General features: G+C 61.9%; 13 protein-coding genes. 7 read left to right on the forward strand and 6 right to left on the reverse strand.

Annotated features, from left to right (window positions below; genetic code table 11):
• The first annotated feature begins 93 nt into the window (after window positions 1-93).
• On the forward strand, window positions 94-387 hold the full coding sequence (locus tag AC3WJP_RS15750) for a hypothetical protein (protein ID WP_493722125.1): 294 nt from the start codon (window positions 94-96) through the stop codon (window positions 385-387).
• A 114-nt stretch (window positions 388-501) separates the two neighbouring features.
• On the opposite strand, the gene AC3WJP_RS15755 is transcribed toward AC3WJP_RS15750, so the two are convergent.
• Window positions 502-966 carry a Crp/Fnr family transcriptional regulator gene (locus tag AC3WJP_RS15755; protein ID WP_493722124.1) on the reverse strand — a complete coding sequence of 155 codons (465 nt, stop codon included), beginning with the start codon at window positions 964-966 and terminating at the stop codon, window positions 502-504.
• 69 nt (window positions 967-1035) lie between these two features.
• Window positions 1036-3084 (reverse strand): S9 family peptidase, encoded by a 2049-nt coding sequence (locus AC3WJP_RS15760; RefSeq protein WP_493722123.1) that lies wholly within the window; start codon window positions 3082-3084, stop codon window positions 1036-1038.
• A 186-nt stretch (window positions 3085-3270) separates the two neighbouring features.
• Between AC3WJP_RS15760 and AC3WJP_RS15765 the strand changes: the two genes are divergently transcribed.
• Genes AC3WJP_RS15765 through AC3WJP_RS15775 form a run of 3 tightly spaced genes read left to right on the forward strand, consistent with a single transcriptional unit; the run spans window position 3271 to window position 5102 of the window.
• Window positions 3271-3753, forward strand: coding sequence for an MFS transporter (locus AC3WJP_RS15765; RefSeq protein ID WP_493722122.1), 483 nt, complete (start codon window positions 3271-3273; stop codon window positions 3751-3753).
• Between the two features lie 22 nt (window positions 3754-3775).
• Window positions 3776-4561, forward strand: a complete 786-nt coding sequence (locus AC3WJP_RS15770; RefSeq protein ID WP_493722121.1) for a class II glutamine amidotransferase — start codon at window positions 3776-3778, stop codon at window positions 4559-4561.
• 10 nt (window positions 4562-4571) lie between these two features.
• Window positions 4572-5102 carry a DUF2937 family protein gene (locus tag AC3WJP_RS15775; RefSeq protein ID WP_493722120.1) on the forward strand — a complete coding sequence of 177 codons (531 nt, stop codon included), beginning with the start codon at window positions 4572-4574 and terminating at the stop codon, window positions 5100-5102.
• 204 nt (window positions 5103-5306) lie between these two features.
• Here the strand turns inward: AC3WJP_RS15775 and AC3WJP_RS15780 are convergent, their stop codons facing one another.
• From AC3WJP_RS15780 to AC3WJP_RS15790, 3 genes are all read right to left on the reverse strand, one after another.
• Complete coding sequence (locus tag AC3WJP_RS15780; RefSeq protein WP_493722119.1) at window positions 5307-6485, reverse strand: vWA domain-containing protein; 1179 nt, start codon at window positions 6483-6485, stop codon at window positions 5307-5309.
• A gap of 30 nt (window positions 6486-6515) precedes the next feature.
• Window positions 6516-7361 (reverse strand): AAA family ATPase, encoded by an 846-nt coding sequence (locus AC3WJP_RS15785; protein WP_027977089.1) that lies wholly within the window; start codon window positions 7359-7361, stop codon window positions 6516-6518.
• 219 nt (window positions 7362-7580) lie between these two features.
• Window positions 7581-8660: a DUF748 domain-containing protein gene (locus AC3WJP_RS15790; protein ID WP_493722118.1), complete on the reverse strand. Its 1080-nt coding sequence runs from the start codon at window positions 8658-8660 to the stop codon at window positions 7581-7583.
• 125 nt (window positions 8661-8785) lie between these two features.
• Here AC3WJP_RS15790 and cysK point away from each other — a divergent pair, with 125 nt between their 5' ends.
• On the forward strand, window positions 8786-9760 hold the full coding sequence (cysK, locus tag AC3WJP_RS15795) for a cysteine synthase A (protein WP_493722117.1): 975 nt from the start codon (window positions 8786-8788) through the stop codon (window positions 9758-9760).
• 217 nt (window positions 9761-9977) lie between these two features.
• A complete protein-coding gene (locus tag AC3WJP_RS15800; protein WP_493722116.1) occupies window positions 9978-10916 on the forward strand; it encodes an aspartyl/asparaginyl beta-hydroxylase domain-containing protein in 939 nt (312 codons plus the stop codon).
• Window positions 10917-11024: 108 nt separating this feature from the next.
• On the opposite strand, the gene AC3WJP_RS15805 is transcribed toward AC3WJP_RS15800, so the two are convergent.
• Entirely contained in the window at window positions 11025-11426 is a 402-nt protein-coding gene (locus AC3WJP_RS15805; protein ID WP_493722115.1) for a heme-binding protein, read from the reverse strand.
• A 310-nt stretch (window positions 11427-11736) separates the two neighbouring features.
• Here AC3WJP_RS15805 and AC3WJP_RS15810 point away from each other — a divergent pair, with 310 nt between their 5' ends.
• Window positions 11737-12255 (forward strand): GNAT family N-acetyltransferase, encoded by a 519-nt coding sequence (locus tag AC3WJP_RS15810; RefSeq protein ID WP_493722114.1) that lies wholly within the window; start codon window positions 11737-11739, stop codon window positions 12253-12255.
• The last annotated feature ends 20 nt before the right edge of the window (window positions 12256-12275 follow it).

Below are 12275 nucleotides of genomic sequence, written 5' to 3' on the forward strand. Positions count from 1 at the left end.
GGTAGGTGCTTTTGAATGAAAGTGTCGCCACAACGAGGGCAATTTTTCCCGACAGGGAGTAGCCTTGTGGTCGGCATGGTGCTGGAGTGTTACATGAGGTCTGGTTTTAGTTGGGTCATTGCGACCTTCGCCTGTTTCACCCTGGCTCAGGCCCACGCTGTCGAGGCGCCTGACGGCCCGGTGCTGCCCGTGCCGGAAAGCCCGGCTGCGGCCGCAGCGACCCCCTATCCGCAAGTCTCGACGCCGGCCGTGCTGACCGCCAGCCCGCTCACCGACAGCCAGCCGGCGCTGCCGCCGATCCAGGTGCCGACGCCGCCGGCGCGCGAGGCGGCCAGCGCCCCGGATGCCGAGGCTGAGGCGAGCAAGACCAAGCCGCCTGGGGGGTGATAGCGTCAGTGCCGGCCTCTTCGCGAGCAAGCGCTGCTCCCACGAATATCGGCCTGCACCGGGCGAGCATGGTTTGCTCGCGAGAGAAGCGGCCCAGTCAGCGCGACTTTCGGATCAGGACACCCGCTGCCCATCCGCCATGCGCAGGCGCTTGGACATCGACACGGCCAGCACGCGGATGATCTTGGCGCCCACCTTGGGCGCTTCGTTGAGCATCTTTTCCAGCGAGTCCTTGCCCAGGTTCAACAGCTTGCAGTCCTGCGCGGCGAGGCAGCTGGCCGAACGCCGTTCGCCGTCGAGTACGGCCATTTCGCCGAACGCGCGGCCCTTGCGCAGGGTCGCCACTTCCACTTGCTTGCCTTCGCTGTCGGTCTTCTGGATCGACACCTGGCCGTAGTGAATGATGCACATGAAGGTGCCGGCGTCGCCTTCGCGAAAGATCGCCGCGCCCTTGGCGACGTCGACGATGCTGAAATAGCCCGAGGCGACTTTCAGGTCGTCGGGGTGAATCTGCACGAACATGCCGCAATCCATCAGCATGTCGCGAATTTCGTTGTTCAAGTAGGTCGGATCAGGCATGGCATCAGGTCTTTGCTATGGGTGAAAACCCCGCGGCGAACGCCGAATCGCCTGCGGGGTAGAGGGCATTTATACCAGTTCGAGCACTTTGAACACGAATCCATACTCCAGGGCGACGTCCCGCAGGCCCTGATAGCGTCCGCTCATGCCGCCATGCCCGGCGCCGAGCTCGGTCTTGAGCAGTAGCAGATGATCGTCGGTGCGGGTGGCACGCAACTTGGCCACCCATTTGGCCGCTTCCCAGTACTGCACGCGGCTGTCGTTGTAACCCGCGATCACCAACGTGGCCGGGTAGGCCTGGGCGCTGACGTTCTCATAAGGAGCGTAGCTCTTGATGCGCGCATAGACGTCGGGTTCTTGCGGATTTCCCCACTCGTCGTATTCGGTGACCGTCAACGGCAGGTCCGGGTCGAGCATGGTGTTGAGCACGTCGACGAACGGGACTTCGGCAATGGCCGCGCGGAACAGTTCAGGGCGCTGATTGAGCACCGCGCCGATCAACAGGCCGCCGGCACTGCCGCCGCTGATGACCAACTGCGAGGCGCTGGTCAGCCCCTGCTCGATCAAGTGCTCGGCGCAGGCGATGAAGTCGCTGAAGGTATTGGCCTTGTGCTCCTGCTTGCCGGCGCGGTACCAGGCCTCGCCCAGCTCGCCGCCACCGCGGACGTGGGCGATGGCAAAGGCGACGCCGCGCTCCAGCAAGCTCAAGCGGGCGTGAGAGAACCACGGGTCGAGGCTCTCGCCGTAGGCGCCGTAGCCGTATAGGTACAGCGGCGTGGCCTGGCCGAGGGTATCGCGGCGCTGCACCAGGCTGATCGGCACCTGCGTGCCATCGGCGGCGGTCGCCCACAGGCGCTGGCTGAGGTAATCGTCGGCATTGAACGGGCCCAGCACCGGGGTTTCCTTGAGCACCACCTGGGCGCCATCGGCCAGGCTCAACTGGCGTACCTGAGCGGGGCGATTGAGGGCTTCATAGCGCAGACGAATGCGCGGATTGTCGAACTCCAGGCTGTCGGAGATATACAGGCTGTAGGCGGCATCCGGCAGTTGCACACGGTAAGCGGCGGCGCCTTGCGGATGCACTTCGATGATCGGCAGGCCGCCCTCGCGCAGGCTCAGGCTGTAGGCGCGAGCATTGAGGGTGACGCCTTCGAGCATGCTGTCCTGGCGGTGTTCGATCAGCGTCTGCCACTGCTCGCGGGTCGGCACCTGGCCGTTGTCCGCGGCTTGGTAGAGGGCGAAGTTGATGCCGGCCTGGTTGCTGCGGATGAACCAGGTCCATTGGCCTTCGAGCTGGCCGTGATCGGGATAGTATTCGTGGTCTTCGATTCGCGGCGCCAGGCAGGTGAACTCGCCTTCGGGGGTTTCGGCGTCCAGCACCCAGGCTTCGCTGGTGGTCTTGCTGTTGAGCAGCAGGATCAACTGGCGCTCGGAACTCGCCCGGTAGCAGTGCAGAAAGAAGCGTCCGTCGGCCTCCTCGAACACCGGTTCGGCGACATCGCTGCCCAGACGGTGGCGATACAGCTTGTGGGGACGGTGGGTGTCGTCCAGTTCGCCGAAGAATAGCGTCTGACTGTCGTTGGCCCAGGTCATGCTGCCGTCGCACTGCTCGAACGGCAGTTCGGTAATGGCGCCGCTGCTCAGCTCCTTGACGTACAGGCGATAGGTCTCTTCACCGTTGGTGTCGAGGCTGTAGGCCAGGCGCTGTTGGTCCGGGCTGATGCTGAAGGCACCCAGCGAGAGAAAGCCGCCGTTGGCCAGCACGTTGGGGTCGAGCAGCAATTGTTCATGCTGTTCATCGACGGTCGGCGAGTCGTCGGCCGGTCGCGGGCAACGGTAGTGGCGGGCGTATTCATCGCCGGCGGTGGTGCGGGTGTAATACAGCCAAGGGCCCCACGGCGAGGCAAGGGAGAGATCGGTTTCGCGGATGCGGCCTTTGATTTCCTCGAACAGCTGTTCACGCAGCTGCGCCTGATCGGCCAGTTGCGCCTCTTGGTAGGCGTTTTCGGCCTTTAGGTAGTCGAGCACGGCATCGGTATCGCGCTCCTGCAGCCAGGCATAGGGGTCGTCACCGGTATCGCGACGAGCAATGGGGGGCAGGGAATGTGTCGAGGCCATGAGAAATTCCTGAAATATGTGGAGAGCTGACCCGTAGCGAGGGGGCTTGCCCCCGAAAAAATCGTACCAGCAATACGGCCAGGGCTGATCCACCGATCAAGGGCAAGCGTCCTCGCCACAGGGGAAGCTTTGCTTCCATAAAGCCGTTATCATAAGCGCCTCTTTGCCAGCCTTACCACGGACACCATGACCGAGCACGATTATTTCCTCGCCTGGGGCATCTACGCCATCGCCGCTGTCGGCTGTTTGCTGGTCTGGTTTCGCCTGACCCGCTGGATGTGGCGCTACCTGCGCGAGCCGCTGCGGGTGCTGGCGCTGGTACTGCTGGCCACGCCGACCATCGTCGATCCGCTCAAGGAGCAGTACGCGCCAGCGATCGCCATCACCGCCCTCGATCTGCTGGTCAAGGCCGGCAACAACGTGCTGCAGGCGGCCTCCGACCTGGCCATGTATGGCATGTTCGCCTTCGCCCTGTACCTGATCTTCGTGCTCATTCGCTGGCCGATCATGCGCGCCTCGCGTCGCCGCAAGGCCGAGCAGGCTGCCGCGGCCGACCGCCGCGCCGCCGAGATCAAGGCCGAGGAAGAGGCCCAGGAGCAGTTCGAAGCGCGCGGCGAGCGTCGCCCGGCTTCGGTCAACACCGGTTATCGCGTAGAACCGCGCCTCTAACGCTGATTGCGAGAACCCGCACATGTGCGAATTGCTGGGCATGAGTGCCAACGTTCCGACCGATATCGTCTTCAGCTTCACCGGGCTCATGCAGCGCGGCGGCCGCACCGGCCCGCATCGCGATGGCTGGGGCATCGGCTTCTATGAGGGCCGCGGCCTGCGCCTGTTCCAGGACCCGACCGCCAGCAGCGAATCGCAAGTCGCGAAGTTGGTGCAGCGCTACCCGATCAAGAGCGAAGTGGTGATCGGCCATATCCGCCAGGCCAACGTCGGCAAGGTGTGCCTGGCCAACACCCATCCTTTCGTGCGGGAGATGTGGGGGCGCAACTGGTGCTTCGCCCACAACGGCCAACTGGCGAACTTCAACCCGGCCGCCGGTTTCTACCGGCCAGTGGGCGATACCGACAGCGAGGCGGCGTTCTGTGACCTGCTCAACCGCATCCGCAGCGAATTCCCCGAGCCGGTTAGCCTCGAAGCGCTGCTGCCGGTGCTGGTCAAGGCCTGCACCGAGTACCGCGGCCAGGGCGTGTTCAATTGCTTGCTGAGCGATGGCGACGGGCTGTTCAGTTTCTGTTCCAGCAAGTTGGTGCACATCACCCGTCGGGCACCTTTCGGCCCGGCGCGCCTCAAAGATGTGGACATGATCGTCGATTTTCAGGCCGAGACCACGCCCAACGACGTGGTCACGGTGATCGCCACCGAGCCACTGACCGAAGACGAGATCTGGCATCGCTACGCCCCGGGCGAATGGCGACTGTGGCGCGGCGGTGAATGCACGGACCACGGTCGGACAGCGGTTATCGAATAGGGAAGCTCCCATGCTGCGAAGTTACGCGCGCTTGATTCTGTTTACGTTCGGGCTGCTGGTGGGCGTGCAGGTGCCCGGCTTCATCAACGATTACAGCCATCGGGTCGAGTCGCACCTGATCGAGGCGCAGCAGGGCCTCAAAGGTTTCAACGATACCGCCAACCAGTTCTTCAACGGCAATCTGCAGGCGCTGGTGGAGCACTACCGCAGCAGTGAGGACCCGGTCTTTCGCAGCGACGCTACCAGCATCGGCAATCTGGTGACCCGCCAGGCCGCGCTGGACGCCGAATGGCAAGCGCTGCAAGGGCCTTGGTATCAGAAGGCCTGGCACGTGATCACTGCGGCCGATCCGGCGATTCGCGACGAGACCCTCAATGGCTACAGCTATCAAGTGCTGCTGGCGCCCGAGGCCATCGCCTGGGGGATCGCTTGCGCGTTCCTGCTGGCGTGGCTGATCGAAGGGTTTATCGTGCTGCTGGACTGGGCGTTCGCGGGTGGGCGGCATCGGGGCAAGATCAGCAAGCACGAGAGCTGGCGCTAAGTCACGACTGCCTGCCCCGCCACCTGTAGCGAGGGGGCTCGCCCCCGATAGGCCGGTACTGGACGCACCGCGGAGTATCAGCCCCGGCGCTATCGGGTTACCCGTGTGGTGAGGGGGCTTGCTCCCGATGGGCCGGTACTGACACACCGCGGAGTATCAGCCCCGGCCTATCGGGGGCAAGCCCCCTCGCTACAGGGATGGACGTTATTTGGCCAGGTAGCGCATCCCTTCTTCGAGCCCACGCAGCGTCAGCGGGTACATCTGGTCCTCCACCAGCTCTTTGATGATCTGCGTCGACGCGGTATAGCCCCAGGTGTCCTTGGGATACGGATTGATCCAGATCAGCTTCTTGAATTTCTCCCTGAAGCGCTGCATCCACACATACCCGGGCTCTTCGTTCCAGTGCTCGACGCTGCCGCCCGCTTGAGTCACCTCATAGGGCGCCATGGCGGCGTCGCTGACGAAGATCACCTTGTAGTCGGCACCGTATTTGTGCAGCAGGTCCTGAGTGGAAGTGCGTTCCGACGTGCGCCGCAAGTTGTTCTTCCACACGGATTCATAGATGAAGTTGTGGAAGTAGAAATACTCCAGATGCTTGAACTCGGTCTTGCACGCCGAGAACAACTCCTCACAGACTTTTACATGGGCGTCCATCGAGCCGCCGATATCGAACAGCAGCAGCAACTTCACCGAGTTGCGTCGCTCCGGGCGCATCTGGATATTCAGCAGGCCGGCATCGCGGGCGGTATGGTCGATGGTGCCATCGATGTCCAACTCGTCGGCCGCGCCCTGGCGTGCGAACTTGCGCAAGCGCCGCAGCGCCACCTTGATATTGCGTGTGCCCAGTTCGACCTGGTCGTCGAGGTTCTTGTACTCCCGCTGATCCCAGACTTTCACCGCCTTGCCCTGGCGCTTGCCGGCATCGCCGACGCGGATGCCTTCCGGATTGTAGCCCCCGGAGCCGAACGGGCTGGTACCGCCGGTGCCGATCCATTTGTTGCCTCCGGCATGGCGTTCCTTCTGTTCTTCCAGGCGCTGCTTGAAGGCTTCGATCAACTTGTCGAGGCCGCCGAGCGATTGAATCTCGGCGCGTTCTTCCGGGGTCAGCGAGCGTTCGAACTCCTTGCGCAGCCAGTCCTCGGGAATCAGCGCTTCTAGGTGTTGATCGAGATTCTGCAAACCGTTGAAGTAGGCCGAGAACGCCCGGTCGAACTTGTCGAAATGGCGCTCGTCCTTGACCAGAATCGCCCGTGACAAGTAATAGAACTCGTCCATGTCGGCAAAGATCACCCGCTGTTCGAGGGCGTTGATCAGGTCGAGCAACTCGCGCACCGACACTGGCACCTTGGCGGCGCGCATTTCATTGAAGAGGTTGAGCAGCATGGCTGTCGCCCTTTGGCAGAAAATCGAAAGTCAGCGGTTGCCGCGGCGGCTCATGAACGCCAGGCGCTCGAGCAGCTGCACGTCCTGTTCGTTTTTCACCAGCGCCCCGGCCAGAGGCGGAATGGCCTTGGTCGGATCGCGTTCGCGCAGTACCGCTTCGCCGATATTGTCGGCCATCAGCAACTTGAGCCAGTCCACCAGTTCGGAGGTCGAAGGCTTTTTCTTCAGGCCCGGTACCTTGCGCACATCGAAGAATACGTCCAGCGCTTCGCTGACTAGTTCCTTCTTGATGTCGGGGTAATGCACGTCGACGATCTTCTGCAGCGTGGTGCGGTCGGGGAAGGCGATGTAGTGGAAGAAACACCGGCGCAGAAAGGCGTCCGGCAGTTCCTTTTCGTTGTTGGACGTAATGATGATGATCGGCCGCTGTTTGGCCTTGATGGTCTCGTCGATTTCGTAAACGTAGAACTCCATCTTGTCGAGTTCTTGCAGCAGGTCGTTGGGGAACTCGATGTCGGCCTTGTCGATTTCATCGATCAGCAGGATGACCCGCTCTTCGGATTCGAAGGCTTCCCACAACTTGCCTTTCTTCAGGTAATTGCGCACATCGTGGACTTTGTCGACGCCCAGTTGCGAGTCGCGCAAACGGCTGACGGCGTCGTATTCATACAGTCCCTGATGGGCCTTGGTGGTGGACTTGATATGCCAGGTGATCAGCCGCGCGCCGAAGGATTCGGCCAGTTGCTCGGCGAGCATGGTCTTGCCGGTGCCGGGCTCGCCCTTGACCAGCAGGGGGCGCTGCAGGGTGATGGCTGCGTTGACCGCCAGTTTCAGGTCGTCGGTGGCGACGTACGCGGCTGTGCCTTCGAATTTCATCGGTGCGGCTCCGTCTTGGTGATTTGATGTTCCCGACTATAACGCGGGGGCGCAGAGCGGTGCGAGACCACTCGATCTCCGTGCCGTACGCCGATGGCCAATATATGCCTGTGGTGAGGGGGCTTGCTCCCGATAGGCCGGTACTGGCACACCGTGGCGTATCAGTGCCGGCCTATCGGGAGCAAGCCCCCTCGCCACAGGGTTGATGTGGATGGCAAGTCAATTCCCGGCACTGGGCGGCGCTTGCTCGTAACGGGCATTGAACGCTTGCACGAAGCCATTGCGCAGAATCTCCCAGAACGCTTCCAGGGCGCTGATGTCCTGGCGGTGCACGTTGCCGCTGAGGTCCACACGGGTAGCAAACTGGTTTTTGCTCTGGTTTTTCAGCACTGTTTGCGAGCCGCCGACAATGGCCTCCCAGATGGAGCGGAAAACGCCTTTGTCCTTGTTCTCGACATCCTGCTGCCAATTGAACACGTCGACATTATGCAGCAACGGTTTGATATAGCCGCTCAACTGGGCCTTCCTGGCATCGGCCTCGATCACGATATCGCCGGTGCCGGCATTGAAGTCGAACTTGCCATAGGCGCTGGAAAAATCATTGAGGCGGCGCAACTCCACACCCGTGGCGCGCAGACGAAATTCAAAGTCTTCGAAGTTGCTCAGCGGGTCGAAGGTGGCTGTGGTTTCCAGCGGCGCCTGGCCGAACAGCTGAGCCTTGGCCTCGAAGCGCGCATCCCGTCTGCCTTTGACATCCACCACGTTAGTCAGGTTATAGACGCTGGCATTCACGCCAGTGGCCTGCAGGTTGACCGGCGGCTTGGAGGAGAAATTGCGAAAGCTGATCTTGCCGTCGTCGATGCGCACTTCGTTCAGAGTGATCGGCAGCAACTTGCCCAGCTGCGCACGCCAGTCGGTGCCGCTACCGGTCTGCGAGGCCTGTTTGTCCGTTCCGCCGTCGACGAAGTTGAGCGTCGGGCGCAGGAACGCCATCTCGGCGACCACGGCATGGTCGTACCACAGTGAATGCCAGCTCACCGACAGATCGATCGCCGGCGCATCGAGCAATGGTACCGGCACCTTGCCGTCGACCTTGGTGATCTGCAGGCCGTTGATGCGATAGGCGCCGCGCCATAGTGCGAGGTCGACGTCGTCGACATGGCCGTGGTAGTCGCCCATGGTCGCCAGCTTGTCGTTGAGGTAATCACGCACCACATAGGGCAGGGCGATATGCACCAGCAACAAAAGCAGCACCAGACCGGCAAGGGTCCACAAAGGCCAGCTGTAGCGACGTCTCATGACCAGGTTCTCCAGGGGTATCAACGATTGACTGTCGGGCGCGGCATCGGTTCGCCTCGACTGGACTCGTCGGCGTGGCAGGCATACCCTTGAGCTTTATCGCTGGTGCACAAGGACCCTTTGCCATGAGCCGGATTTTTGCCGACAACGCCCACTCCATCGGCAATACGCCGTTGGTGCAGATCAACCGCATCGCCCCCCGGGGCGTGACCATCCTGGCCAAGATCGAGGGGCGCAACCCCGGTTATTCGGTCAAGTGCCGGATCGGCGCCAACATGATCTGGGACGCAGAAAGCAAAGGTCGCCTCAAACCCGGCATGACCATCGTCGAGCCCACCTCCGGCAACACCGGCATCGGCCTGGCTTTTGTGGCCGCCGCGCGGGGCTACAAGCTGGTGCTGACCATGCCGGCATCGATGAGCATCGAGAGGCGCAAGGTGCTCAAGGCCCTTGGCGCCGAACTGGTGCTCACCGAGCCGGCCAAGGGCATGAAGGGCGCGATCGACAAGGCGGCGGAACTGCTGGCCAGCGACCCTGAAAAATACTTCATGCCGCAGCAGTTCGAGAACCCGGCCAACCCGGCGATCCACGAGAAGACCACCGGCCCGGAAATCTGGAACGACACCGACGGCGCCGTGGACGTGCTGGTGGCGGGCGTCGGTACCGGCGGGACCATCACCGGGATCTCGCGCTATATCAAGCACACGCAAAAGAAGTCGATCCTCTCGGTGGCCGTGGAGCCGATCGGTTCGCCGGTGATCACCCAGGCGCTGGCGGGCGAGGAGATCAAGCCCAGCCCGCACAAGATCCAGGGCATCGGCGCCGGTTTCGTGCCGAAAAACCTCGACCTCTCGATAGTCGACCGTGTCGAGCTGGTGGGTGATGACGAAGCCAAGGCCATGGCCCTGCGCTTGATGCAGGAGGAGGGCATCCTCTGCGGTATTTCCTGCGGCGCAGCCATGGCGGCGGCCGTGCGCCTGGCGGAGAAGCCGGAGATGCAGGGCAAGACCATCGTGGTGATCCTGCCGGATTCGGGCGAGCGCTATCTGTCGAGCATGTTGTTCAGTGATCTGTTTACTGAGGCCGAGTTGCAGCAGTAAAGGACACGAGCGAAATAATCTTTTGTAGTGAGGGGGCTTGCCCCCGAGAGGCCAGCCCTGTCATACGCGGGGTGTCAGTAACGGCCCCTCGCAGGCAAGCCCCCTCACTACAGAGCAGGTCATGGCATTGACCTGAGTCACTCACCCTGTCGCCACAGGTGTTCCCCCACCGCAATCGGGTTTATCATGGTGGACTGCATTTTCGTGGAGTCCACGCATGACCCTTTCTCTCGCCGCCAAGGTTCTGGTGCTGCTGATTTTCGTCGGCAGCATCCTGTACGTGCATCTGCGCGGCAAGGCGCGGCTACCGGTGTTGCGCCAGTTCGTCAATCATTCGGCGCTGTTCGCCCCTTATAACGCCCTGATGTACATGTTTTCCAGCGTGCCGTCGACGCCATACCTGGACCGCAGCAAGTTTCCCGAGCTCGATGTGCTCAAGAACAACTGGGAAACCATCCGCGAAGAGGCCATGCACCTGTTCGATGAGGGCTACATTCGCGCCGCCGCTAAAGACAACGACGCCGGCTTCGGTTCGTTCTTCAAGAAAGGCTGGAAGCGCTTCTATCTGAAGTGGTACGACAAGGCCCTGCCGTCCGCAGAAGTGCTTTGCCCCAAGACCGTGGCACTGGTCAACAGCATCCCCAACGTCAAGGGCGCGATGTTCGCGCTGCTGCCAGGCGGCAGTCACCTCAACCCGCACCGCGATCCGTTCGCCGGCTCCTTGCGCTATCACCTGGGGCTGTCAACGCCTAACTCCGACGCCTGCCGAATTTTCGTCGATGGCAAGGAATACGCCTGGCGCGATGGCGAAGACGTGATGTTCGATGAGACCTACGTGCATTGGGTCAAGAACGAGACCGAGGTGACGCGGGTGATCCTGTTCTGCGACATCGAGCGGCCGCTGTCCAACCGCATCATGGGGCGGGTCAACAAGGCCGTGAGTGATTTCCTCGGCCGCGCCACCGCGCCGCAGAACACCGACGACGAGCGCGTGGGCGGCATCAATCAGGCTTATGCCTTCAGCAAGCGCTTCAGCAATGGTTTCAGCGCCAAGGTCAAGGCCTTCAAGCGCCGTAATCCCAAAGCCTATCGAGTGCTGCGGCCGGTGCTGGCAGTGGTGGTGTTCACCGCGCTGGGGTACTGGTTGTTCGGCTAAGCCCGCCATTACCTGTAGCGAGGGGGCTTGCCCCCGAAAACAACGCCAGCGACACCTCTCTGGGGCTTGCACACTTTTCGGGGGCAAGCCCCCTCGCTACAGGTTGATTCAGGCGAGGATTGCAGCACCCGCCCGCGCTACCTGCACATCATCCTTCGACGCCACGCCCGACACGCCTACCGCACCGATCACCTGACCCTCGACGATCACCGGTACCGCGCCCTCGAGACTGGTGAGCACCGGGTTCGACAGGAACGAAGTGCGCCCTTCGTTGACCATCTTCTCGTACTTGCTGGATTCGCTGCGGCCGAGGGCCGAACTCCGGGCTTTTTCGGTGGCGATGTAGGCGGTGCTGGCAGCGGCGCCGTCCAGACGTTCCAGGCCCAATAAATGGCCACCATCATCGACCACAGCTATGGTCACGGCCCACTGGTGCTGCTGCGCCTCGGCACGGGCGGCGGCGAGGATACGGGTGACTTCGGCGTGGCCGAGGATCAATTTGCTCTGCATGAGAAGGGGCTCCATCTGGGGAAGAGGCCATGATTGGCTGTTTGCGCGCGGGCTGTCCAGTGTGGATCCGTTCATCGAAGGGTACAAAAATATTCAAAAGCGTCGATGGCGCCGGCTGTATCGGCTTTCATTCCAGGCACGGGCGTTTAGCAGGCCTGATCGGCTAATGCGTTGATACGCGTCATGAAAATGACGTCAAACACACTTGAACGAATTGGTAAAAACACGACACAATTCGGACGGATGTCTTCAGGAGCTGTGATGCGAGGGATATTTCGCACCTGAGAAGTACCACTGGAAGCTCGACTGTATGACTGAACTGCATGTGCGCACGGCCATCCCCGAGGACGCCGCCGCGCTGCTCGCCCTGCAAGCCGACCCGACTGATGTTTCGCAGCGGGAGCTCGCCGAGCTGATACGACAAACGCTCAAGCACTACCCCTTCCTGGTGGCAGAGCAGGCCGGCCGCGCGTTGGGTTATGCCTATGCCACGGCCCATCGTTCGCTGCTGGCGTTACGCTGGTCGGTGGACGTCTGTGTCCAGGTGCCTGGCCTTGTCCCTGAGGTGCGTATGGCGTTGTATCGCTGCTTGATACGGCACCTGAGCGAACAGGGCTTCATGGCGATCTATGTTGCGGTCTCGGTACATGACAGCGACAGTGCCGATCTGCACAAGCGCTTGGGTTTTGCGCCGATCGGTGTGCGCCAGAGCATCGACCTGCATTGCGAAGCGGACTACTGGTGCATGACCCTCGCGGCGAGGCTGGAATGCGAAGAACCGGTGTCGTTCAACGTACTGCAGCAGCGCCTGGACCTGTGCGGTCGTTGAGCGCTGGTCGATAGACTGCT

Source organism: Pseudomonas sp. GW821-FHT01A09 (genome assembly GCF_058986725.1).